The following is a 23777-nucleotide window of genomic DNA, read 5'->3' as shown; positions in this document are numbered from 1 at the left end:
CAGGTGCGTGCTGACGACACCGAGAACGCCCTCGCCCGTCTCCTCCCGCTGCCCCGCCGTGCCGTCTTCGGTCACGATCGGCATCCGCTCGCGGCGCTGCCCGTCGTCGAGCAGGTGGCGGCCGACCTGCCCGACGAGGCGTATCGGCTGCGGATCGACGCCGACGGCGTCGTGATCGCCGCGTCGGGTCGGCGCGGGCTCCGGTACGGCAGGACGACCCTCGCCCAGCTGACGGATGCCGCGGGCGAGGTGCCGGAGGTGCGCATCGACGACGCGCCGACGCTGCGCCGGCGCGGCATCATCGAAGGCTTCTACGGCGAGCCCTGGTCGCACGAGGAGCGTCTCGCGGCGCTGCGCCTCGCGGGTCGCCTGAAGATGAACTCCTACGTCTACGCCCCGAAGGACGACCCCTATCACCGGGAGCGCTGGCGCGAGCCGTACCCCGAGGCCGAGCTGGCCCGGCTGGTCGACCTGGTCCGGGAGGGCGAGCGGCACGGCGTCGACGTCGTCATCGCCCTGCACCCCGCCGGGTCGATGGTGTTCTCCGACGAGGCCGAGCACGAGCGGCTCGCGGCCAAGGCGAGCGGGCTCTGGGAGGCCGGCATCCCCGACGTCGCCCTGCTGTTCGACGACGTTCCCCCGACCCCGGCGAACGACGCAGACCGCGCCGCCTTCGGCGACCACGGCGCCGGGCTCGGCGCGGCGCACGCTCTCGCGATCACCCGCTTCCGCGACGCGGTCGGGTCGAGGCTCGCCGGCGAGCTGCTGGTGGTGCCGATGGACTACGCCGGCGTGCAGGCGAACGACTACCGCACCGCCTTCGCCGCCGGACTGCCGGACGGAGTGCTGGTCTGGTGGACGGGGCGCGACATCGTCGTCGGAGAGATCACCCGCGACGACATCGACGCCGCGGCGGCGGTGTTCGGCGACCGCCTGGTGCTCTGGGACAACTTCCCCGTCAACGACTTCGATCGGGGCCGGGCGTTCCTCGGTCCGCTGATCGGCCGCACCTCGGAGGTCGCCGGCTCGGCGCTGCACGGAGCCTGGACCAACCCGATGGTCGAGTTCGCGCCGGGCGGCTTCGGCATCGCCGCCTTCGCCGACTGGGCGTGGAACCCCGAGCAGTACGCGCCCGCGCGGTCGGCCGCCGCCGCGCTGCCGCTGATCGCGGGCGAGCAGGCGCGCATTCTCGCCCCGCTCGTGGAGACGCTGTCGTCGTGGCCGCCGTCGGCGCCGATGGACCCGGCCCTCGCCGCCGCCGCCGATGCGGCGCTCGGCGGGTCGGCGACGGCGCGGGAGGCGCTGCGCTCGCGCCTTGCCGCCCTGGCCCTGACCGTCGACGACGATGCCGCGGAGCCCGCACGATCGCTCGGGCCGTGGCTCAGCGCCGCCGCCGACATGGCGGATGCCGGACTGCTCGCGCTCGACCTGCTCGACTTGCTCGACCCGCTCGACCCGCTCGACGGCGGGGAGGTCCATGGTGAGATCGCACGGGTGGAGGAGTCCCTCGCGCGCGCCGAGGGCCACGCCGCGAAGGTGGCCACCGACGTCGTCCCGCCCTTCGTCCGCGCGGTGCTCGCCCGGGCCGTGCCCCCCGACGCGGGTGCCGCACCGGCAGCCGAGGGATGAGGCGCGGTTCAGTCGCGCCCGACGGCCGAGAGGAACCCCTCGACACCGGATTCCGGCGAGGTCAGCACCCGCGGGTCGGCGCCGGCGCCCGTCGCCATCGACGCCTGCGCCAGCACGATCACGTCGACCTCGCCGGCCGCCTCGATCGCCTCGGCGATCAGGCGGTCGTGCCGGGCCGTGTCGCCGGCCGTCCGCGCGTCGGCGGCTCCCTCGACCACGACCGACGTGACCTCGACACCGCCGTGCCGCTCCGCCTCGACGTTCACCAGGCGTCCGGTCGGACCGAGAGTCGCGGCGAGGGTCGCCAGCACGAGGATGCGGCCGGCACCGGCGGCTGCGCGGGCGACGGCCGTCCGTGCCATCACCGCGTCGACCCGCACGAGCGGAACATCGACGGCCGCGGCCGCGGCGACCGCCGCCTCTCCGATCGACGAGCAGGTCACGAGCACCGCGACGGCGCCGGCATCCCGCAGCGCCGCGAGATGCACCCGCAGGTCGGCGTCGACGTCGGCGGTGATGCCCGCCGCGACGGCGCGCGACAGCAGGGTCGGATCGGCGGTGTGCACGATCTCGAGGTCATCGCGGCGAGACAGGAGCAGCTCGTGGAACATGGGCACCAGGGCGGGGACCGTGTGCAGCACGCCGACCCGGGCGCTCATGCGTCCCGCCAGGGGCGCGCGTGGGCGTCGACGATGTCGACCAGCGCCCGGAGGCGATCGACCGACCGGGCGCGCAGCTCGCCGCGCACGTCCTCGGCGCCGACGACGTCGCTCCACAGGGCGCGACCGGCGAGGAAGCCGCTGGCCCCCTCGAGGCAGGCGGCGCGGACCGCGTCGGCGAACCGATCGCGCTCGACGCCCTGAGAGAGCACCACCCACGGACCCGTCATGCACGCGTCGAGCTGTGCGCTCGCGGCACGCTGCTCAGCCTCCGACCCCGCGCCCGTGAGGGGCACCTGCGCCTTGTAGAGGTCGGGATGCAGCGCCGAGAGCTCGCGCGCGGCCTCGCGGATCGCGGCATCCGGCTCGAAGTCGGTCTCGCCGGGTGCTGCGCGCACGACGGGTTCGAGCACCGACAGCACGCCGCGCTCGCGCGCCGCGGCGATGAAGCGCTCCGCGAGCTCGACGCGCGCCTCGCGGCGGTCGTCGCGTCGCCAGATCACCAGCAGCTTGAGGGCCGCGACCTGGTCGGGCAGATCCGCGAGCGCAGCGACGTCGAGGTCGGTGTCCTCCACCGGACCGCCGTCGGCCTGGTCGAGGGCGTCGACCGCGAGGATCAGACCCGAGGAGGCGGGCACGGCCGCGCGCACGCGGTCGAAGCCGAAGCGGCGGTCGGCGAGGAAGCCCGACGCGAACGGGGCGAGCTCCTCGGCGACGGCGGTCTTGAAGTCGATGAGAACGTCGTCGCCGGGGCGGCCCCGTCCGGCGGTGTCGAACATGTGCCGCAGGCTCTCGCGCTGGTCCATGGCGACCATGGCGAAGCCCCCGGAGGGGCGAGCGATGGCGTCGAGCGTGGTCATGGGTCTCCTTCGGTGCGGGTGGATGCGGCGGTGCGGGTGGATGCGTCGGTGACGGCGGCCAGGAAGCGGCGGTAGGTCACGTCGCGGTCGCGGTCGTCGATGGCGACGACGCGGTCGCGGGGCAGCACGGCGACCTCGGCGGACGCCGCTCCCACGCGGGTCGCGGCCAGCAGGGCCGCGCCGGCGGCGACCGGTTCGGCGGCCGTTGTGACGAAGACGGCCGCGTCGGTGGGGGCGGTCCAGGGCGCCCAGACCGGGATGCGCTGCGCGAGCGACCCGAGGACGGTCAGCTCGCGCGTCGGCGCGCCGGTGCGACGATCGAGCGTCTCCCGCATCCAGCGCGCCTGCGACACGAGCGACTGGAGCAGGCCGCGGGCGCGGTCGCCGGCGTCGCCCTCACCGATCACGCGCACGTGCGCGTCCGGCCGAGGGTCGGGGCACTGGCGCCCGGAGGGGTAGGGCAGCACGAGCACGGGCGAGGCCGTCCAGGCGTCGGGAGGGAGGGCGGACAGCCGCGCGAGAACGTCGTCGCCCGGGTGGTCGCGCGCCCACCGCGCGAGCAGCGCCCCGCAGGCCGGGCTGCCGGCGAGCACGATCAGGGCGGCGCCGTCGACGGTGCGGCCGACCGAGAACCCGTCCGCGACGGCCGCGGCGACGTCGACCGCGTCGGTCACCCGCACGATCGCCTCGGTGGTCCCGAGCGAGTCGGCGGTCTCGCCGGGGCGGCGCGCTCCCACGGCCCAGGCTCCGACCGCGTGGTCGTGGCCGGCGACCGTCACGGGCACGCCCCGCGGCAGACCGAACGCCTCCGCGCCCGGCCCGGTGCGCGCGGCGATCTCGCCGGGCGCGACGATGGCCGGCAGCATCCGTTCCGTGAGGTCGAGGTCGGCCAGGAGCGCGGCGTCCCAGGCGCCGCCGGAGGCGAGCATGGTGCGCGCGGCGAGAGTGTGGTCGGTCACGCGCTCGCCGGTGAGCGCGTGGGCCACCAGATCGGCGGCACCGGCCCAGTGACGCATGCGGGCGTGCACCTCGGGCTGCTCGGCCCGCAGCGCCGTCAGCGCGACGGCGGCCGGCTTCGTGGTCGCAGGGAGACCGGTGGTGGCCGGCAGCTCGGGGCGCGCGCCGAGCAGGGCGTCGAGGTGGGAGCGGTCCAGGCGGCGGTCCCACCGCAGCAGCGGGGTCAGCGCGGTGCCGTCACGACCGAGGGGCGCGCCGCTCTCTCCCATCGAGGCGATGCCGATCGCGGCGATCGGTGCGTCCGCCCGCCGGGTGCACGCGCGCGACATCTCCGCCGCAGCGGAGAGCAGCTCGTCGATGTCGGCCGGCGTGGGGCGACGGGCGACGTGCAGGACCGACACCGCATCGGCGACCTCGACGAGGGCGGCCTTCGTCGTGGTGCTGCCGATGTCGAGACCGAGGACGAGCGTCACGCTGACAGTGTGTGACATTCTGAACAGAAAACGCAAATGTGTCCGATAATCGACATGACGATCCGGAGGAACACGCATGCGCTACACGAACGCTCCCGAACGCCGGGCGCACCTCGAACGGCGGATCACCGCCGACGGCTACCTGTCGTCGGCGGTCGCCGCCCAGGAGCTGGGCGTCTCGGAGATGACGGTGCGCCGCGACCTGCGCCTCCTCGAAGAGCAGGGTGCGGTGCGTCGGGTCGCGGGAGGGGCGACCGTGGTCTCGGTCGGCGTGCCGTTCGAGCGGCGCGACGCCGTCGGCACCGCGCAGAAGCGGGCCATCGCCGAGCTCGCCGCGACCGAGGCGGCGACCGCCGAGATGGTCGGGCTCGACGCCGGAACCACCGTGGCCGCCCTCGTGCCGCTGCTCGGCGGCAGCACCGTCGTGACACACTCGCTCCCCGTGATCGAGGCCCTGAGCCGCAGCGGCTCTCCGCGACTCATCGCCGCCGGTGGCCACTATCAGCCCGACACCCGCAGCTTCGCAGGCCCGCTCACCGAGGAGACGCTGTGGAGCGTGCGCTGCGATGTCGCCTTCCTCTCGGCCACGGCCGTCGGACCCGACGGCCTGTGGGGCACGAACGCGCTCGACGCCGCCATCAAGCGCGTGCTGGCGCAGCAGTCCGCCCGCGTCGTGCTGCTCGCCGACGCGGGAAAGCTCGTCGGCAGAGCTGCGGTCCGCATCGCCGGGCTCGGCCTCATCGACGCCCTCATCACCGACAGCCGCGCCGATGCCGACGCGCTCGCCCTCCTCGAGCAGGCGGGCGTCGAGGTGAAGGTCGCCGGCTGACCCCCGGGCCGTCACACAGCCAGCACGGCACCCGCGTCGCGCAGGTCGTCCTGCAGGCGCGGCACGTCGACATCCTGCACGGGCCGTCCGGCGAGGGCGGCGCTCGCCGCCGCCGTCCCGGCGGCCTGGCCCAGCATCTGATACTGCGGTTCCATCCGCAGCGACGAGAACGCGACGTGCGAGGCCGACACGCAGACGGCGACCACGAGGTTCTCGCACTCCTCGCGCCGAGGCACGAGCGAGCCGTAGCCGATCCCGTAGACGGGCACCGGCACCGACAGGTAGCCCTCGGTCACGACCGTCGCGATCGGGTCGGGGTGCTCGTGCACCCAGCGCCAGGTGCGCTGCACCTCGCGCACGTCGAGGTGGTACGAGCCGAGGGCGATCACGTCGGCGGGCAGCGCCCCCGCGCGGAGGTCGTGCTCGGTGAGGATGCGATCCGAGGTCATGCGCCGGGCCTCGCGCACGTACAGCTGATGCGGAAGGTGATCGGTGTCGGCGAACTCGTCGGCGGGCAGCCCCCAGCGCTGCATCTCGGTGCGCACCGAGGCGGGGACCGCCGGGTCGTTCGCGAGGAACCACAGGAAGTCCTGCGCATGGTGGAGGTGATGCAGCCGGATCTCCTCGCGACGGGCGGCGTCGGCGTCGGGATACTCCCACGCCGAACCGTCGAGCACGCTCAGCGAGAACGGCCCGAGCGAGTTGCCGTCGGCTTTCCCGCCGGGGAGGTTCGGCTCGAGCCCGAGATGACGACCGGCGGCGAGCACCTCATTGCGACGGGCGGCGTCGGCGAACAGACGACGGCCGAGCTCCCAGTGCGCCTCGTCGTAGCCGTCGCGCCGTGGGAACGGGATCCGGTCGGCGGCCGGAGACAGGCACACGCGGTAGCCGTACGACATGATGCCGCCGTCGCCCGTCCCCACCTCGGCGAGCGGACCGGGCTTGATCTGGGGCAGCAGCGGGCCGGCGGCTCTCCCGCTCGGGTCGTCGCGGAACGGCGAGATCCACTCGGGCGTCGCATGTCGGCCGGGCATCACCTCGCGTCGCCCCGCGAACTCCTCGCCGTGCAGAGCGCGCGACTCCCGTCCGACCCGGTACGAGACGCCCGCCGCGGCGAGCAGATCGCCCTCGTATCCGGCATCCACGAAGACGTCGGCGGTCACCGTCGTCGAACCCGAGAACGTCGCCGAGACGAGGCGCGCCCCGCGCATCTCGACCGAGCGGAGGGGGTGGCCGAGGAGCACCTCGACGTGCGCCTCGTCGAGCCAACGCCGGAAGATCTGCTCCGCGACGTGCGGCTCCGGGCCGGCGTAGCGTCCGACCGCGACGCCGTAGTGCGCGGCGATCGCCGATCGGAACTCCGCCGCCATGCCGCCCAGCGCCCGCACGTCGCCGACGTCGGTGTAGCCCAGGCCGCCGCTCGTCATGCCCCCGACATGCTGCCCGGGCTCGACGAGCACGACCCGCGCCCCGCGACGGGCGGCCGACACCGCGGCGCACACGCCGGCCGCGGTCGCTCCATAGACGGCGACGTCGGCGTCGATCACGGCTGCCGCTCCCGTTGAAGCACACGGCGGGCGTCGCGCGCAAGGCCTGTTGGTGCGGACGGCGCCCGATCTAGCATCGCGGAGGGATCGACCTGCCGTGGTTGCGGCAGGGCGAACTCGGCACGTATAGTCACAGCCATGTGGTAACGATGCCACAGGTCGACGGGAGAAGCGATGGCAGACACGAAGACGAGGGAACGCGCTCCGAAGGTCAGACAGCACTACAACAAGCGCGAGGCGCTGGCGGGCTACCTCTTCATCTCCCCGTGGATCATCGGCTTCCTGGTGTTCACGGCCGGCGCGATGATCTACAGCCTCTACATCTCGTTCAGCAACTACAACCTCGCCACGAACACCGCGCGCCCGGTCGGCGTGACCAACTACGCGCAGCTGTTCGAAGACCCCCGGGTCGGCGTCTCCCTCGCCAACACCCTGTTCTACGCCGTCATGGCCGTGCCGCTCGAGATCATCTTCGCCCTGGTCCTCGCCATGCTGCTCAACCGCGTGGGTCGCGGAGCGGGCGTCTTCCGCACGCTCTACTACCTGCCCAAGATGACGCCCGCGGTGGCCACGGCCGCCGTCTTCTTCCTTCTCCTCAACGGCAACTCGGGCGCCATCAACCAGTTCCTCCGCATCTTCGGCATCCAGGGACCGCAATGGCTGGTCGACCCGGCCTGGGTCAAGCCGAGCATCGTGATCATGACCCTGTGGACCGTCGCCGGCACGATGGTCATCTTCCTCGCCGCGCTCAAGAACGTGCCGACCGAGCTCTACGAGGTCGCCTCGCTCGACGGCGCCGGCTCCGTGCGCAAGTTCTTCTCGATCACCCTCCCGATGATCTCCGGAGCGATGTTCTTCAACGTCATCGTGCTCTCCATCGCCGCCTTCCAGGTCTTCGACCAGGCGTATCTGCTGTTCTGGCGGGATCAGAGCAACTCCTCACCCGAGGCATCGCTGTTCTACGCGATCTACCTGTTCCAACAGGCCTTCCGGCAGTTCAACTTCGGCTTCGCGGCCGCCATGGCCTGGCTGCTCTTCCTCATCATCATGATCATCACGGTGATCCAGGTGAAGTTCGGCAACCGATTCGTCTACTACGAGGGAGACCGTTGATGTCGTCCGCACTGCGGCAGGTGCCGCTTCCCCCGCAGCCCGAGCGCGAGCCGGAGACCGTCTCCGTCACCGTGCCGAAGCGCTCGCGCTGGCGGCGCGCCGTCGCCCAGCCGAAGACCTTCGCGGGCCGGGTCATCCTCTCCGCCATCCTCGTGGCGTTCGGCCTGCTGTTCCTCTACCCGTTCGTGTGGCTCCTGGCGGCGAGCTTCAAGCCGCGCGGCGAGGTCTTCGACAACTCGCTCATCCCGAAGACCTTCGTACCCGAGAACTACGTCGAGGTCTGGAACCAGCTCCCGCTGCTGAGCTGGATGTGGAACAGCATCGCGATCGCCCTCCTCGCCGCCGGCGCCGTGGCGATCTCGAGCTCGATCGTCGCCTTCGGGTTCGCCTACTTCAAGTTCCCCGGGCGGGGTCTGCTGTTCGGCCTCATCCTCGGCACGATGATGCTGCCCGGGGCGGTGACCATGATCCCCATCTACCTCATCTGGAAGGAGACCGGGATGCTGGGCACGTGGGTGCCCCTGTGGGGCATGAACCTCTTCGGCTCGGCGTTCTACATCTTCCTGCAACGACAGTTCTTCCTCGGGCTCCCGCGGGAGCTCTTCGAAGCCGCGCGACTCGACGGGGCCAGCTACTGGGGGCTGTTCTGGCGCATCGCCATGCCGCTGTCGATCCCCTCGTTCGTGATCGTCTTCCTGTTCGAGTTCCAGGCCAGCTGGAACAATCTGCAGGCCGCCCTCATCTACCTCAACGCGGGGTCGGTCGACGAGTTCACCGCGCCCCTCGGCATCGCCTACGCGATGACGAAGTACAGCCCCACCGCCGGCGGGCAGGGCGACTACCAGTACGTCATGGTCGCGTCGCTGCTCGTCACCCTGCCCATGCTCATCCTCTTCGCCTTCGGCCAGCGCTACTTCATCGAGGGCGTCGCCACACAGGGCCGCAAGGGCTGAGACCTCGATACCCACACCAAGAGAACCAACGATCGAAAGGGAACGACATGCGCAAGCGCATTCTGGGATTCGCCGCGATGGCCGCGGCATCCGCCATCGTGCTCGCCGGCTGCAGCGGCGGCGGAGCCGGTGAGAACGGCGGCGACGCCGACTTCGACGCGGAGCCCACGGGCACGCTGAACGCCTGGGGCTTCGAGAACGCCGACGACGTCGGCCAGTCCCGCATCGACTACGCAGCCGAACAGCTCAGCGACGTGGAGGTCGACCTCGACGCCACCGCGTTCGACGCGCAGAAGTTCACCACCCGCATCGCCAGCGGCGACGTGCCCGACGTGGTGCAGATGGACCGCCGGTACGTCACCACCTATGCCGCGCAGGGGCTGATCATGCCGCTCGACGAGTGCTTCGCCGCGCAGGACGTGACGCCCGACGAGCACTGGTACCCGTCGGTCGTCGACGACGTGACGTACGAGGACGAGATCTGGGCGGTGCCGCAGTTCTACCAGCCGCCGGCGATCATCGTGAACAAGACCGTGCTCGCCGAGGCGGGCGTCACGCCCGACCAGATCGACACCTCGAACCCCGACGTCCTCCTCGAGGCGATCGGCAAGATGTACCAGGAGTCGGGCGGCGTGCCGACGCGGCTCGGGCTCGACCCGGTCGCGACGGGCCAGGGTCCGCTGTGGATCCTCGGCATGGGCGGCCAGCTCACCGACGACCAGGGCGCGCCGACGCTCGACGACGAGAGCAACTACGCGGGCATCGAGCTGCTCAAGCAGATCACCGACGCGCAGGGCGGCTTCGCGGCCGTGAAGAGCTTCACCGACTCGTTCGACACCTTCGGCGACAACAACCAGTACGTCGCCGGTCAGGTGGGCGCGCAGGTCAACGCGCAGTGGTACCCGAACGTCCTCGGACCGTACGCCGACCAGATCGACATCGAGGCCGTGCCGTTCCTCGACGCCGACGGCGAGCCGTTCTCCGTCGCCTCCGGAACCGCGTTCGTGGTGCCGGTGGGCGCGAAGAACCCGGCCGCCGGCTGCGCGTGGATGGTCAACCTCACGTCGGACGACGCCTGGATGGCGGCGGGCGAAGCCCGTGCGCAGACCCTCATCGACGACGGCGGCCTCAACACGGGCCTGTTCACCGGCTCGCCCGCGGCCGACACCGCGATCCGCGACAAGTTCGTGGTCGAGACCGGCAACGCCGGATTCGACCAGGTCATCTCGACCTTCTACGACGTCGTCGAGTACGGGCAGTCGTTCGGCTCCTCGCCCGCGGGCCAGGAGATCCAGAACGAGCTGAACAACGCCATCACCGCGGCCCTGCTGGGCGACAAGTCGGTGGAGGAGGCGCTCGGCGACGCGCAGCAGGCGGCGATGCGCGCCTACGACAACGCCACCGCGGGCTGAGTTCCGCACCCGGGGCGGGTCGACTTCGGTCGGCCCGCCCCTTCCCATGAGCCACGACCTCCCTCGACCCCCGCACGGAGACAGCGAGACCACCGGATGACGATCCGCCAGATCCTCCTCATCGGCCACACCCACCACGACGTGGGCTACACCAACAGCCCCCGCCTCATCGATGCGCAGCACGCTCAGACCGTCGCGCACGTGCTCGAGCTCGCCGCCGCGTTCCCCGCCGACGCGCCCGACGGCTTCCGCTGGACCTTCGAGGTCGCCCGGCCCGTCGTGAACTTCCTCCGCACGGCGTCGCCGGCCCAGCGCGCGCAGCTCGCCGATCTGGCACGTGCGGGGGCGGTGTCGGTCACCGGCGGCTACCTCAACATGACCCAGCTGCCGAGCGCCTTCGAGTTCGACGCCGCCTACGAGCAGCTGTCGTCGATCCGCGACCACGGGATCGACATCCGCACCCAGCAGCACGGCGATGTGAACGGCCTGTCGTGGGGCGCGGTCGATCAGATGCGCGACGCCGGCATCGAGCGCCTGGTGATGGCGCTCAACCCCGATCACGGCCGCCCGCCCTTCCGGCAGCCGAGCGGCTTCCGCTGGGAGGGGCCCTCCGGTCGGAGCGTCTTCGTGTGGCTGTCGACGCACTACGGCTTCGGCGAGGAGTGGGGCATCGTCGACGGCGACGTCGCCCTCGCCGAGGAGCGCATCGCCGCGTTCGTCGACGAGCTCGAGAGCCGCGACGACTACCCGTGGGAGACCGCCGTCGTGCACGCGGGCAACGACAACCGTTGGCCCACGGTGCGCTTCCTCGAGGTGGTGCGGGCCTGGAACGCCCGGCATCCCGATGCGCCCATGCGCACCGCCACCATCGATCACGCCCTCGACGAGCTCCTGGGCGAGCGAGGCGGCGCCGGGGCTGCCGACCTGCCGACCGTACGCGGCGAGTGGGCCGACTGGTGGTCGCACGGTCACGGGTCCACCGCGCGCGAGGTCGCCGTGTACCGCGAGGCGCGCAGCTTCGCCCGGGCGGCGCAGAGCACTCACGCCCTCGCCCGGCTGGCCGGCGACCGGGGTGTGCCGGGCTTCGACGTGCTCGGCTACCGCCGCGGACCGGTGCGGCACCGCTCGCACGACGAGGTGTCGCAGACACTGGCCCACGTCGACGAGCAGCTGCTGCTGTACGGCGAGCACACGTGGGGCAGCTGGGAGACGTACTCGAAGCCGCACTCCACCTTCACCCACTCCCACCACAACGCGAAGTCGGGCTTCGCGTACGACGCGTTCGACCACGCCCGCGACCTGGCCATCGAGGGCTGGTTCCGCTTCGTCGGCGCCGGTGCCTCTGCGACGGATGCGACGGATGCCGCGGATGCGACGGATGCCGCGGATGCGGCGGACGGGACGGACGCTGTCGTCGTCGTGAACCCGACCGAGGCGCGACGGGAGGAGACCGTCGACGTCGAGGTGGACGGCACGAGGCGCGTCCGACTGTTCGCCGACGTGGAGCCGTTCGGCGTCGCGGTGCTGCCGACGCCCGCCCCGGCGACCGACGAGACGCACGAGCCCGGGCACGGCCCGATCGAGGCCGGGCGCTACCGCATCGCCGTCGATCCGCGGCGCGGGGGGATCGTGTCGCTCGTCGACGTGGTCGACGGCCGCGAGCTCGTCGATGCGCAGGCCCCGTCGCCGTTCGCGGCGATGATCGACGAGCGGGTGGTCGAGGGTTCGTCGCATCCGATGATCACGGTGTCGCCGAAGCTGTTCCATCCCGAGCATCCGGGGCCCGAGTTCCGGCACGAGGTCGCGACCGGCGACGGACCGGTGCGTGTGCGCCGATCCGGCGCGATCACCGAGGTGAGCTGGGAGTCCGCGGCGGCGGGCATCCCCAGGATCGTCACCACCCTGATCGTCACCGACGGGTCGGCGGAGATCGGGCTGGACGTGTGGCTGAGCAAGCCGGAGCGCTTCGGCCCCGAGAGCGTCTTCGTCGCCTTCCCGTTCGCCATCGACGACCCGCGATTCCTGCTCGAGACGGCCGGCGCGGTGTTCACCGCCGACAGTGAGCAGCTGCCCGACACGAGCAAGGACTGGTACTCGATCCAGCACGCCATCGGGGTCGCCGGCGCCGAGGGCGGGATGCTCTGGGGGTCGATGGATGCACCGCTCGTGCAGCTCGGCGGCATCCGCACGGGCGCCTGGGCCCGGCATCTCGACGCGCCGTCGGGACACATCGCCAGCTGGCTGATGAACAACCTGCACTTCACGAACTTCCCGGCGCGCCAGGAGGTGACGCGCCGCTTCCGGTACCGCTTCCGACCGGTCGACGCCGTCGATCCCCTGGAGGTGCGCCGGTTCGGGAGAGACCTGCTCGAGCCGCTGCAGGCGCGCCATCTTCCAGTCCGGCCGGCGTCGCTGCCGCATCCGCCGATCTCGGTGACCCCGGCCGATGCGCTCCTCGTCGAACTCCGCCCGTCGGGGGCGGGAGTGCGGGTGCGGGTTCGGAACATCACGACCGACGACGTGACGGCGAGCGTGCACGTGGCGGGCGAGGCGGGCGAGGCGGTCGTCCGCGAGGTGGGGGTGGCCGCCCACGGCGTCGCCGACGTGCTGCTTCCGGCCCCCGCCCCGGCAGCCTGAGGCTCAGCCGAACGCGCCGAGGCTGTCGACCTGCGGACCGCGCGCCCGCTCCGGCGCGGCGAGGCCGCCGTCGCGCACGATCCGAGCGTAATCCCGGGCGCTGTCCTTGATGATGCGCTCGCCGGTGCGGAAGTCGACGTAGACCAGGCCGAAACGGGGGCGGTAGCCGAGCGCCCATTCGAAGTTGTCGAGCAGCGACCAGTGGGTGTAGCCCACGAGCGGCACGCCGGCCTCGAGGGCCTCGGCCATCGCCGCCACGTGCGCGCGCAGATAGCGGGTGCGCCGCACGTCGTGCACCTGGCCGTCATGCGTGGGGGAATCGCCGGAGATCGCCCCGTTCTCGGTGATCATCAGCGGCACGCCAGGGTAGTCGCGGTGCACCCGGATCAGCAGGTCGCGCAGCGCGTCCGGCACGATCTCGGTCCCCTCGTCGGTGCGCTCCACCTCGCCCGTCGACCCCACCACCTGCCAGGGGAAGGGGCGGTCGGGTCCCGGCTCGGCGGCCGCCATCACCCGATGCGTGTAGAAGTTGATGCCGAGGAAGTCGCTGCGTCCGGCGATGGCGGCCTCGTCGCCGGGGCCGATGACGTCGTCGAGAGGCGCTCCCGTGGCGCGCTCCCAGTGCGCGCGCATGTCGTCGGGGTAACCGTCGCGGAGCAGAGGATCGAGGAACCAGCGGTTGACATAGCCGTCCGAGCCCCAGGCCGCGGCGGCATCCTCGGCGCTCGCGGTCGCCGGAACGCAGGGCAGGAGGTTGAGGGCGGCCCCGATCCTCCCCGAGGTCGACGAGCGCATCGCGTCGACCGCCTTGCCGTGGGCGAGCAGCACGTGATGGCCGGCGGTGACCGCGCCGCGGAGATCGCGGATGCCGGGCGCGTGCAGTCCGAGCTGGTAGCCGAGCAGCTGGATGATCCACGGCTCGTTCTGCGTGATCCACCAGTCGACGCGATCGCCCAGGCGGTCGGAGGCCGCCACGGCGTACTCCACGAAGGCGTCGACGCTGCCGCGTCCGATCCATCCGCCGTCGGCCAGGAGGGCCTCGGGCATGTCCCAGTGGTTCAGGGTGACGATCGGCTCGATGCCGCGGCGCCGCAGCTCGTCGATCATGCGGTCGTAGTGGTCGAGGCCGTGCGGATTCGCGCGCCCCCGGCCGTCGGGCATGATCCTCGACCAGGCGAGGGAGAAGCGGTAGGCCTTCATGCCGAGCTCGGAGAGGATGTCGATGTCGTCCTGCCAGCGCCGGTAGGAGTCGCACGCGATCCGCGCATCGCCGCCGCCCTCGACGGCCCCCGGCCGTTCGACGAAGGAATCCCAGACCGAACGACCGCGGCCGTCGGCGTCCGGAGAACCCTCGATCTGATACGCGCTGGTGGCGGCGCCCCAGAGGAAGTCGTCGGGGAAGGAGGTCATGGGATCCAGTCTGGCGCAGATGTGGGATCGATGCCACATACCGTCGACCGCAGCGTCGCGCGGGGGCCGACCCGCGCTACTGTTGCCTCACGTCCGCTCCGCGGGCACGCGAGTGAGGATGCATGGCCACGATCTACGATGTCGCAGAACTCGCGGGGGTGTCTCCCGCGACGGTCTCCCGCGTCTTCAACGGCACGAGCGTGTCGGAGGAGAAGGTGGCCGCCGTCCGCGATGCCGCGGCGAGACTGAGCTTCACCCCGAACCGCGCCGCGCGCACGCTGCGCCGGCAGAGCTCCGAGGTCATCGCCCTCGTCATCCCCGACATCGAGAACCCGTACTTCACCGAGATGGCCCGCGGCGTCGAGGACGCGGCATCCGATGCAGGGTACTCGGTCGTGCTGTGCAACTCCGACGCACAGGTCGACAAGGAGGCCACGTACCTGCGCATCGCCGTCGCCGAGCACATGTCGGGCGTCATCATCGCCACCGCCGACGAGCACAGCCGGCTCGACACGATCCTGGCCACCGGGCGTCCGGTCGTGGCGGTCGATCGCGGCACCGCGTACGAGATCGACGGCGTGGTCATGGCGAATCGGGAAGCGGGGATGTCGGCCACGCGGGAGCTCATCGGCGCCGGATACCGCCGGATCGCCTACATCGGCGGCCCCGAGCACATCGACACGGCGGCCGAGCGCGCCGCCGGGTGGCGCAGCGCGCTCGCCGCCGCCGTCCCCGATCTCGACCTCGACGAGCTGCAGCGGTTCCAGACCTTCCGCGTCGACGGAGGCCGGGCGGCGATGGAGGAGCTGCTGTCGCTTCCTCACCCGCCGGATGCCGTCGTCGCCGGCAACAACCTCATCGGCGTCGGCGCCATCCAGGTGCTCACCGAGCACGGTCTCACGCCCCCGCGGGTGGGCGTCGCGGTCATCGGTTCGCTGCCGTTCACCACGCTGTCGCCCACGGCCGTGACCGTCGTCCGGCTGCCGGCGCGGCAGATGGGGGTGACGGCGGCGCGGATGCTGCTCGAGCGCATCGCCGGCGAAGACGGCCCGGCGCGCACGGTGGTGCTGGAGAACGAGATCCAGCCGGCCAGTCCGCGGCACTGAGGGGTCGCAGGAGCCGCCGTCTTGCGGCATGAAATCGATTTCGCGTACAGTGGCGACAGCTTCAGCACACCGCGGATCGGTCTCGAGGAGGACGCCATGCGCTGCACCCTCGGGGTCGACATGGGCACGTCCAGCAGCAAAGGCGTCCTCGTCGACGCCGACGGCGTCATCGTCGCCTCGGCGACGCGCGCGCACGAGGTCGATCGTCCCCGCAGCGGCTGGGTCGAGATGGACGGCCGGGTGTGGTGGGAGGAGTTCGTCTCGATCGCACGCGAGCTCATCGCGGCCGAGCCGACCGCGCAGGTGGTCGGCGTCGGCGTCAGCGGGATGGGCCCCTGCATCCTGCTCACCGACGAGGCCGACGAACCGGTCCGTCCGGCGATCCTCTACGGCGTCGACACGCGCGCGACCGCGCAGATCGCGCGGATGACCGCCGATCTCGGAGTCGACGACATCACCCGCGTGGGCGGCTCGACGCTCACGTCGCAGGCGGGCGGCCCGAAGATCGCCTGGGTCGCCGAGGAGGAGCCGCGCGCGTGGGACCGAGCGCGACGGCTGTTCATGCCCGCGTCGTGGCTGGCCCGCAGGCTCACGGGAGCCTACGTGCTCGACCACCAGTCGGCGAGCCAGGTCTCACCGCTCTACGACATCGAGCGCGAGCAGTGGCACGACCCGTGGTGGCAGCGCTACGCCGGCGACATCGCCCAGCCGGCTCTGGGCTGGGCCGGCGACATCGCGGGGCGCGTGACCGCCGACGCGGCATCCGCCACCGGCATCCCCGCCGGAACCCCCGTCATCGTCGGGACGATCGACGCGTGGACCGAGGCGGTGAGCGTCGGCGCCCATGAGGCCGGTGACCTCATGCTGATGTACGGCACGACGATGTTCATGATCCACACGAACAGCGCCGACGCGAGTGCCGGAGCGCTGCGCACGCCGTCGATGTGGACGACGGCGGGGGCGTTCGCCGGCACCCGGAACCTCGCCGGCGGCCTCTCGACCTCCGGGGCGCTGACGGCCTGGCTCCGAGACCTCACCGATGCCGATTACCCGGAGCTGCTGGCGGATGCCGCGACGTCGGGCCCCGGTGCGCGCGGACTGCTGATGCTGCCGTACTTCGCCGGCGAGCGCACGCCCATCCAGGATCCCGACGCGCGCGGGGTCATCGCCGGACTGACCCTCGCGCACACCCGGGGCGACCTCTACCGCGCGGCGCTCGAGGCCACGGCTCTGGCGGTCCGGCACAACGTCGAGACCATGCGCGCGGCCGGCGCCGACATCCGACGCATCGTCGCCGTCGGCGGCGGCACCCAGGGGCAGCTCTGGCTGCAGGTCGTGTCCGACGTGACGGGTCTGGTGCAGGAGGTGCCCGCGACGACGATCGGTGCGAGCTACGGCGCGTCCTTCCTCGCCGCGACGGCGACCGCCCACACAGGCGGCGAGCCGCGCATCGCCGAGTGGAACCCGGTGGCCCAGACCGTCACGCCCGACCCGACGCTCCGCACCCTCTACGACGCGCTGTTCGACCGGTACGTGCGCCTGTACGAGGCCTCGAGAGACGTCGTGCACGAACTCGCCGACGACCAGCGCCGCGCATCGACCCCCACGACCCCGACACCGGAGGCATCATGACCACCTATACCCCGTCGCCCTACACCCTGCCGGCACCGGCATCCCGCCCGGCATCCGCCCCGAAGACCGCGTATCTCATCGCCTCCGGCGATCTGCGCGAGTCGGCGAACACCGCCGGCTGGCCGACGCAGGTCGAGCTCGAGGCCGGCGTCACCGGCGTGCTGGACGACCTGGGCTGGACCGTGATCCGCGCCAACGAGGTCGACCCCGAGACCGGACACGGCTTCATCTCGAGCCAGCGCATGGGCCTCGAGGTGTTCAAGAACATCCCCGTCGACGCGCCGCTCATCGTCGCCGAGGCCGTGTGGCAGTACTCGCACCACGTGCTCGCGGGACTCCGCACGCACGAGGGGCCGATCCTCACGGTCGCGAACTTCGCGGGCGACTGGCCCGGTCTCGTCGGTCTGCTCGGTCTGAATGCGGGCCTGACCAAGATGGACAAGCCGTACTCGACGATCTGGTCGGTCGACTTCACCGACGACTGGTTCCGCGACGGTCTCCGCGAGTGGACCGAGACAGGCACCATCACCCACGACGCCTCGCACGTGCGCGCGCTCCCCGAGCTGCCCGACAGCCCCGAGAAGCAGCTCGGTGAGGCGCTGGCCGCCGAGCTGCTGGCCGAGAAGGCCATCATCGGCGTCTTCGACGAGGGCTGCATGGGCATGTACAACGCGATCTTCGACGACGAGCTGCTCAACGAGACCGGCATCTACAAGGAGCGCCTGTCGCAGTCGGCGCTCTACGCCGAGATGCTGAAGGTCACCGAGGCGGAAGCGGATGCCGCTTACGACTGGCTCATCGACCACGGCATGACGTTCAAGTACGGCGAGGATGCCGCCACCGAGCTCACCCGCGAGCAGGTGCAGTGGCAGCTCAAGATGTACATCGCCGCTCTCCGCATCGCGGACGACTTCGGGCTCGACGCCGTCGGGATCCAGTACCAGCAGGGGCTGAAAGACCTCGTGCCGGCATCCGACCTCGCCGAGGGCATCCTGAATTCGACCGAGCGTCCGCCGGTCACGTCTCGTGACGGCTCCCGCGTGCTGCACGAGGGGCGGGCGTTCCCGCACTTCAACGAGGCCGACGAGGGGGTCGCGGTCGACGCGCTCGTGACCGACCGGGTGTGGCGCGCCATGGGACTCGTCCCCGACAACACGCTGCACGACGTGCGCTGGGGCGAGGAGTACGACGGGCAGTTCGTGTGGGTCTACGAGATCTCGGGCTCGGTGCCCGCCTCGCACCTCGGCGGATGGCAGAACGCCGAGGGCTGGCGGCAGGGGCACGTGTTCTTCCCGGCCGGCGGCGCCACCATCAACGGCGTCTCGAAGCCGGGCGAGGTCGTGCTGTCGCGGGTGTTCATCGCCGACGGCATCCTGCAGGCCGACATCTTCCGCGGCTCCGTCGTCGAGCTGCCGGCCGACGAGACCCAGCGCCGCAAGGATGCCACGAACCCCGAATGGCCGATCGCGCATGTCGTGCTGCACGGCATCAGCCGCGATCAGTTCATGGCCCGCCACAAGGCGAACCACGCGCAGACCGTCTACGCGCCCGACGCCGAGACCGCCGACAAGGCGCTCATCGCCAAGGCCGCGATGTTCGCCGGCATGGGCATCAAGGTCAACCTCGTCGGAGACGTCACCGTCTGATCCAGCACGGCGGGCGAAGCGTCAGGCGGCGGCGAGCAGGAAGGGTCGGGCGGCGGCGAGGAACGCGGGCGCATCATCGGCCCAGAGGCGGATGCGGGTGACCTCGTGCCGACCGCCCTTCGGGTGCAGCCCGGGCAGGCGGATGGCGACCGGTCGCTCGAGTTCGATCTCGATGTTCGTCTCGTCCTGCATCCGCTCGGCGTACTCGGCACCGCTGTCGGTCAGGGTGATCCGCGGACGTTTCGGCTCGTCGACCCGCTTCGCGACGGCGATCGAGGCGATGTCGTCCCACGAGATCGGCACGTCGACCTCGAGCCCGCTGCGGATGCGGATGCCGTCGGGCCCGAGTGCGTGCGGACGCATGAGCATCGCGCAGAGCAGCCCGATCATCCACGTGAGACCCCAGATGCCGAGGATCAGGATCGGGATGCGCACGGCAGGCCAGGGGTGCACGATGAGGTCGAGGATCGGGATCTCGACCGCCGACAGCACGATGAAGATGATGAGGATCGTCATCACCGGCCGGTGATAGGCGACCCCTGTCCCGCCCTTCGGCACGGCGGGTCGCCGCACGACCGCCCGGCCGATGCTCGAGTAGACGCGCAGCTCGGCGATCAGGGCGCGGCGAAGGAAGTCGCGGATGCGCGCGGCGCGGGTCGGCGACCGTTCGATGCCCGCCTCACGGGTCATGGCGCGGACCCGTCCGTTCCGGCGCCGATCGCGGCCTCGGAGACCAGGCCCTCGAGTCGCGCGGCGATCGCGGTGATGCCGTTCTCCAGCGACGCGCGGTCTTCCGGGGCGACGGCGGCCAGCAGGGTGTCGTTGAGCTCGGCGTGCTCGCGCTGCATCCGTGCCATGGTCTTCGTCGCCGAGTCGGTGAGCTCGACGATCACCGAGCGTCGATCGGCGGGGTGCGGGGTGCGGCGCACGTGGCCGGACTCTTCGAGGCCGTCGACGAGGCCGGTGATGTTGCGCGGAGTGACGTCGCAGAGTCGCGCGAGGTCGCGCTGGGTCGAGGGGCCGGCATGCTGCAGCACCCAGAGCAGATGGACGCGGGCGGTCGTGAGGCCGGTGCCGTCGAAGGCCCGCGCCATGTCGCGCTGGAAGAGGTCGCCGATCTGCAGCAGGCGGTCGAGGAAGAGCGGCTCCATACCCGTGAGGCTACTACATAGTTACCTCACTTCACTAATTCACGCCGGGTCGAGCCGCAGCACCTGGGGAGACTCGCCGCCGGTCAGGTCGTCGGCGATGCGGATGCTGCGCGCGAGGTCGTCGAGCGCTCCGATCACCGTGCCGAAGCGCTCGCGCTCGCTGCATACCGCGGTCAGGGTGACGAGGTGCGTGCCCGTGTCCCAGGTGTAGGTCGCGAACGGCGGCGACGCGGCCGACGGCGGAAGCGGCACCACCAGCTTCTCTCCCGCGCCGAGCGCGGTGCGGAACGTCTGCGTGTCGTCGTACTCCATCGGCATCGACGCCCGGGCGATGCGCACCTGCGGCGTCAGCTCCTGCGCGGTCGCCATCGCCACGACGAGTTCGGGCTCGGCCTTCCAGGTCCACGCGAGCACGCGGCCGTCGGCGCGCTTCATCAGCACCGGCGCCGCCTGACTCATCGCCCACGCCCCCAGTCGCGACCCCGGGCGCTCGGTCGCCCCCACCGCCGCATTCACCTGACCCAGCAGCATCCGGATCGCCGCCTTGCGGTGGCGACGCCCCCGCCAGCCCAACGAGTCGGTCACGGGAATCCACAACCGGGGATCGGCGTCAGCAGTCAATCGCATGGCTTCAAAGTAGTCCGCCATGCTGAGCGATGCCGGTACGCCTCGACGACCCCCGCCGACCGCTCGGGTAGAGTGGCCAGCGCCCGAACGGGCTCCCCTGGCCGCCGTACCGTAAGGCACAATGTCCTCCTCCGATCCGACGAACGCCGCGGACACCCCGCCCCGTCCGCTGAAGATCCTCCTCGGGTGCGACACGTTCGCCCCCGACATCAACGGCGCCGCCCGCTTCGCGGAGCGACTGGCCGCGGGGCTGGTGCAGCGCGGACACGACGTGCACGTCGCCGCACCGAACCAGGCCTACCGCCGTGTTCCCGCCCGTACCGAGGTGATCGAGGGCGAGCCCATGACGGTGCATCGTCTTCCGTCCGTGCGCTGGGCCCCGCACGACTGGCTCCGGTTCGTCTGGCCGTGGCGCGCGAAGCACTACGCACGCGTCGTGCTCGACCGCGTGCAGCCCGACGTGGTGCACATCCAGTCGCACATCGTCATCGGCCGTGGGCTCGCACGCATCGCCCGCCAACGCGGCATCCCGGTGATCGCCACCAACCATGTGATGGCCGAGAACATCCTCGACCACACCACCATGCCGAAGTTCATCGACGACCTCGTGCTGCGCTTCGCGTGGGCCGACGCCAAGCGCACGTTCGACCTCACCCGGGCGATCACCACGCCCACCCGTCGGGCCGCGGACTTCCTCGAGAAGACGGTCGCGGTGAAGAACGTCATTCCGGTGAGCTGCGGCATCGACCGCAGTCAGTACACGCCGGTCATCGCCCCGCGGGAGCAGAACCGCCTGGTGTTCGTCGGCCGCCTCACCGCCGAGAAGCAGGTCGAGGTGATCCTCCAGGCGATGACGAAGCTCGACCCCGCGCTCGAGACGACGTTCGACATCGTCGGCGGCGGCGACCAGCGCAAACAGCTCGAGAACCTCGCGGCGCAGCTCGGTCTCGGCGACCGCGTCACCTTCCACGGCCGCACGACCGACGAAGAGCTGCGGTCGCTGCTGTCGCGGGCCAGCGTGTTCGTGATCGCCTCGATCGCCGAGCTGCAGTCGATCGCCACCATGGAGGCGATGGCGTCGGCGCTTCCGATCGTCGCCGCGGATGCCGTCGCCCTCCCGCACCTCGTGCACGACGGCGAGAACGGTCACCTGTTCGAGCCGGGGAACGTCGACGAGCTCGCGGCCCGTCTGACCGACGTGCTGACCGCGTCGCCGGCGGAGTACGAGCGGATGCAGCGGGCCTCGCTCGACGGCGTCGCGATCCACGACATCAACCGCACCCTCGACACCTTCGAGGCGCTGTACCGCGACGAGCCGCTGCCCGACTAGGCCGGCGCCGACATGCACATCGTCTTCTTCGGCGATCAGCACCTCGACTCGCTCGGCGGTGCGCAGGTCTCCATGCGACTGCAGCGCGAGTACCTCGAACGCGCCGGCCACACGGTCACGGTCGTCGCGCCGCGGATGCACGCTTCGACAAGCTCAGCGACCCAGGGGTTCGGCTCAGCGACCCAGGGGTTCGTCGACCTGCCTTCGATGCCGATCACGCTCGACCGCGAGTACTCGATGAGCTGGCCGGGCCGGGCGACCGACAGGTTCCTCGATCGCGCGATGACCCGCCGGCCTCCGGTCGACGTGGTGCACGTGCAGGCCGACTTCTGGGGCGCGTTCATCGGTCACCGCTACGCTCAGCGCCACGGCATCCCCGTCGTCCACACCATGCACAATCGCGTCGACGTGGGTCTGGCCGCGGTGACGCCTCTCCACCGGCCCGCGCTCGCAGCCCTCAACGTCTGGCGGCGCCGCGCGCTGCGCGCCGTCGGAGAGCCCGTCGCGGGCTCCGACGGCTGGGCGTTCCTGCGCGGTCTCGCCGCGGGTGCCGCCGCGGTCACCGCTCCGTCGACGCATTTCGCGCGGCGCCTCGAGAAGCACGGCGTGTTCCCGGACGTCGATGTGATCTGGAACGGCATCGACGACGATCTGCGCGAAGCGACCCTCGCGGCCGCGCCCGCCGAGCGGGCGGCGGGTCGTCCGCGGTTCGTGTGGCTGGGGCGCATGAGCCCCGAGAAGCGCCTCCTTCCCTTCCTCGAGGCCTTCGTCGCCTCCGGCGTCGACGCCGAGCTCGAGATCATCGGCGGCGGCGGCCAGCGCGCGGCGGCCGAGAGGATCGTCCGCGGCCTCGACGGTGTCGGCTTCGTCGGGCGGCTTCCCTACTCCGAGACCCTCCGTCGCCTCGCCGCCGCCGATGCCCTCGTGCAGACGTCGATCGGCTTCGAGACGCAGGGCATGACGCCCTTCGAGGCGGCGACGCTGGGCACGCCGTCGATCATCAGCGACCCCGACATCGCCGCCGAGCTGGGCGGAGGGCTCTGGGCGGTGCCGGATGCTGCGGCGGCCGCCACCGGCCGGGCGCGGGAGGCGGAGCGCGTCGCCGCGCTCGCCGAGACCCTCCGGCGCGCAGCATCCGACATCGCCGCCGGCACCGCTCCGACACCGCGCCCCGAGGTCGCGGAAGCCTTCCGTCAGTCGTCGAGGACGGCGGCGATGATCGGCGTCTACGAGCGGGTGCTCTGACGCGGAGCGCCCTTGCGGGTCACCGCGCAGGGCGAGGCGGCTCAGAAGAAGCCGTAGGACAGCGACGTGATGCCGCCGAGCACGACTCCCAGCAGGTGCACCCCGCCGACGCCGACGGCGATACCGGCGAGGCCCCGCCCGGCTGACCGCTTCAGAGCGATCAGGCCGAGCACGAGCGCGGTGACGCTGCCGAGGAGGACCACGACCCCGAAGAGAGCGCTGAACACCTCGTAACCGCTCATGCCGTAGCCGAAGGAGCGGAACAGAAGGGGTTGGATCAGGATCTGCAGCGCGCCGATGGCCGCGACGATGAGGGCGATGATGAAGGCCGCGCGCGCCAGCGGGTTGCCCGACTCGCCGGACGACGCCGGATACGGCGCTCCGGTGGGGTACGGCGCTCCGGTGGGGTAAGGCGGGCTCGCCGGATACTGCGGGGTCGAGGCGTACTGCGGGGTGGCCGGGTACTGCGGGGTCGCCGGCAGGCCCGATGCCGCGGGTGGAGCCGGGGGTCCAGACCAGGTCGTCGGCGGAACGGAGGGCTGCTGCGGCTCGCTCATGGGA

At 71.6% G+C, this 23777-nt stretch carries 20 protein-coding genes; 11 read left to right on the top strand and 9 right to left on the bottom strand.

Annotation, left to right across the window (positions count from 1 at the left end; all coding sequences use genetic code 11):
• The first annotated feature begins 3 nt into the window (after nucleotides 1-3).
• Entirely contained in the window at nucleotides 4-1629 is a 1626-nt protein-coding gene (locus AB3M90_RS09550; protein ID WP_412951720.1) for a beta-N-acetylglucosaminidase domain-containing protein, read from the top strand.
• A gap of 8 nt (nucleotides 1630-1637) precedes the next feature.
• Here AB3M90_RS09550 and AB3M90_RS09545 read toward each other — a convergent pair whose 3' ends face one another.
• Genes AB3M90_RS09545 through AB3M90_RS09535 form a run of 3 tightly spaced genes read right to left on the bottom strand, consistent with a single transcriptional unit; the run spans nucleotide 1638 to nucleotide 4578 of the window.
• Nucleotides 1638-2288 carry a hypothetical protein gene (locus AB3M90_RS09545; RefSeq protein WP_412951719.1) on the bottom strand — a complete coding sequence of 217 codons (651 nt, stop codon included), beginning with the start codon at nucleotides 2286-2288 and terminating at the stop codon, nucleotides 1638-1640.
• On the bottom strand, nucleotides 2285-3148 hold the full coding sequence (locus AB3M90_RS09540) for a hypothetical protein (protein ID WP_412951718.1): 864 nt from the start codon (nucleotides 3146-3148) through the stop codon (nucleotides 2285-2287). Before AB3M90_RS09540 ends, AB3M90_RS09545 begins: the two co-directional genes overlap by 4 nt.
• Nucleotides 3145-4578: an FGGY-family carbohydrate kinase gene (locus tag AB3M90_RS09535; protein WP_412951717.1), complete on the bottom strand. Its 1434-nt coding sequence runs from the start codon at nucleotides 4576-4578 to the stop codon at nucleotides 3145-3147. Before AB3M90_RS09535 ends, AB3M90_RS09540 begins: the two co-directional genes overlap by 4 nt.
• Before the next feature lie 76 nt (nucleotides 4579-4654).
• Between AB3M90_RS09535 and AB3M90_RS09530 the strand changes: the two genes are divergently transcribed.
• Nucleotides 4655-5407 (top strand): DeoR/GlpR family DNA-binding transcription regulator, encoded by a 753-nt coding sequence (locus AB3M90_RS09530; protein ID WP_412951716.1) that lies wholly within the window; start codon nucleotides 4655-4657, stop codon nucleotides 5405-5407.
• 11 nt (nucleotides 5408-5418) lie between these two features.
• On the opposite strand, the gene AB3M90_RS09525 is transcribed toward AB3M90_RS09530, so the two are convergent.
• Nucleotides 5419-6954, bottom strand: a complete 1536-nt coding sequence (locus AB3M90_RS09525; protein ID WP_412951715.1) for an FAD-dependent oxidoreductase — start codon at nucleotides 6952-6954, stop codon at nucleotides 5419-5421.
• Nucleotides 6955-7128: 174 nt separating this feature from the next.
• Between AB3M90_RS09525 and AB3M90_RS09520 the strand changes: the two genes are divergently transcribed.
• From AB3M90_RS09520 to AB3M90_RS09505, 4 genes are all read left to right on the top strand, one after another.
• A complete protein-coding gene (locus tag AB3M90_RS09520; RefSeq protein WP_412951714.1) occupies nucleotides 7129-8067 on the top strand; it encodes a carbohydrate ABC transporter permease in 939 nt (312 codons plus the stop codon).
• Nucleotides 8067-9020 carry an ABC transporter permease subunit gene (locus tag AB3M90_RS09515; RefSeq protein WP_412951713.1) on the top strand — a complete coding sequence of 318 codons (954 nt, stop codon included), beginning with the start codon at nucleotides 8067-8069 and terminating at the stop codon, nucleotides 9018-9020. Before AB3M90_RS09520 ends, AB3M90_RS09515 begins: the two co-directional genes overlap by 1 nt.
• 47 nt (nucleotides 9021-9067) lie before the next feature.
• Complete coding sequence (locus tag AB3M90_RS09510) at nucleotides 9068-10432, top strand: extracellular solute-binding protein (protein ID WP_412951712.1); 1365 nt, start codon at nucleotides 9068-9070, stop codon at nucleotides 10430-10432.
• 96 nt (nucleotides 10433-10528) lie between these two features.
• Nucleotides 10529-13069 (top strand): glycoside hydrolase family 38 N-terminal domain-containing protein, encoded by a 2541-nt coding sequence (locus tag AB3M90_RS09505; protein WP_412951711.1) that lies wholly within the window; start codon nucleotides 10529-10531, stop codon nucleotides 13067-13069.
• Between the two features lie 3 nt (nucleotides 13070-13072).
• Here the strand turns inward: AB3M90_RS09505 and AB3M90_RS09500 are convergent, their stop codons facing one another.
• Nucleotides 13073-14479, bottom strand: a complete 1407-nt coding sequence (locus AB3M90_RS09500) for a GH1 family beta-glucosidase (RefSeq protein ID WP_412951710.1) — start codon at nucleotides 14477-14479, stop codon at nucleotides 13073-13075.
• Between the two features lie 122 nt (nucleotides 14480-14601).
• Here AB3M90_RS09500 and AB3M90_RS09495 point away from each other — a divergent pair, with 122 nt between their 5' ends.
• The 3 genes from AB3M90_RS09495 (at nucleotide 14602) to AB3M90_RS09485 (ending at nucleotide 18863) form a co-directional block, all read left to right on the top strand.
• Nucleotides 14602-15585, top strand: a complete 984-nt coding sequence (locus AB3M90_RS09495; protein ID WP_412951709.1) for a LacI family DNA-binding transcriptional regulator — start codon at nucleotides 14602-14604, stop codon at nucleotides 15583-15585.
• 96 nt (nucleotides 15586-15681) lie between these two features.
• Nucleotides 15682-17217 carry an FGGY-family carbohydrate kinase gene (locus AB3M90_RS09490; RefSeq protein ID WP_412951708.1) on the top strand — a complete coding sequence of 512 codons (1536 nt, stop codon included), beginning with the start codon at nucleotides 15682-15684 and terminating at the stop codon, nucleotides 17215-17217.
• Nucleotides 17214-18863 (top strand): fucose isomerase, encoded by a 1650-nt coding sequence (locus tag AB3M90_RS09485; protein WP_412951707.1) that lies wholly within the window; start codon nucleotides 17214-17216, stop codon nucleotides 18861-18863. Before AB3M90_RS09490 ends, AB3M90_RS09485 begins: the two co-directional genes overlap by 4 nt.
• A 21-nt stretch (nucleotides 18864-18884) precedes the next feature.
• Here the strand turns inward: AB3M90_RS09485 and AB3M90_RS09480 are convergent, their stop codons facing one another.
• From AB3M90_RS09480 to AB3M90_RS09470, 3 genes are read right to left on the bottom strand one after another with little or no spacing between them, the layout of a single operon-like run.
• Nucleotides 18885-19553, bottom strand: a complete 669-nt coding sequence (locus tag AB3M90_RS09480; protein ID WP_412951706.1) for a hypothetical protein — start codon at nucleotides 19551-19553, stop codon at nucleotides 18885-18887.
• Nucleotides 19550-20014 carry a MarR family winged helix-turn-helix transcriptional regulator gene (locus AB3M90_RS09475; RefSeq protein WP_412951705.1) on the bottom strand — a complete coding sequence of 155 codons (465 nt, stop codon included), beginning with the start codon at nucleotides 20012-20014 and terminating at the stop codon, nucleotides 19550-19552. The genes AB3M90_RS09480 and AB3M90_RS09475 overlap by 4 nt, the downstream gene beginning before the upstream one ends.
• Nucleotides 20015-20053: 39 nt before the next feature.
• On the bottom strand, nucleotides 20054-20641 hold the full coding sequence (locus AB3M90_RS09470; protein WP_412951704.1) for a hypothetical protein: 588 nt from the start codon (nucleotides 20639-20641) through the stop codon (nucleotides 20054-20056).
• A gap of 121 nt (nucleotides 20642-20762) precedes the next feature.
• Here AB3M90_RS09470 and AB3M90_RS09465 point away from each other — a divergent pair, with 121 nt between their 5' ends.
• A complete protein-coding gene (locus AB3M90_RS09465) occupies nucleotides 20763-21971 on the top strand; it encodes a glycosyltransferase (protein ID WP_412951703.1) in 1209 nt (402 codons plus the stop codon).
• Nucleotides 21972-21983: 12 nt separating this feature from the next.
• Nucleotides 21984-23216, top strand: coding sequence for a glycosyltransferase family 4 protein (locus AB3M90_RS09460; protein WP_412951702.1), 1233 nt, complete (start codon nucleotides 21984-21986; stop codon nucleotides 23214-23216).
• Between the two features lie 41 nt (nucleotides 23217-23257).
• Here the strand turns inward: AB3M90_RS09460 and AB3M90_RS09455 are convergent, their stop codons facing one another.
• Nucleotides 23258-23773, bottom strand: a complete 516-nt coding sequence (locus AB3M90_RS09455; protein ID WP_412951701.1) for a hypothetical protein — start codon at nucleotides 23771-23773, stop codon at nucleotides 23258-23260.
• Between the last annotated feature and the right edge of the window lie 4 nt (nucleotides 23774-23777).

Origin of the sequence: Microbacterium martis, from assembly GCF_047246685.1 — a bacterium.
Taxonomy (GTDB): Bacteria; Actinomycetota; Actinomycetes; order Actinomycetales; family Microbacteriaceae; genus Microbacterium.
The sequence above is the reverse complement of the archived record's forward strand: the minus strand, read 5'-3'. Positions and strand labels throughout refer to the sequence as shown.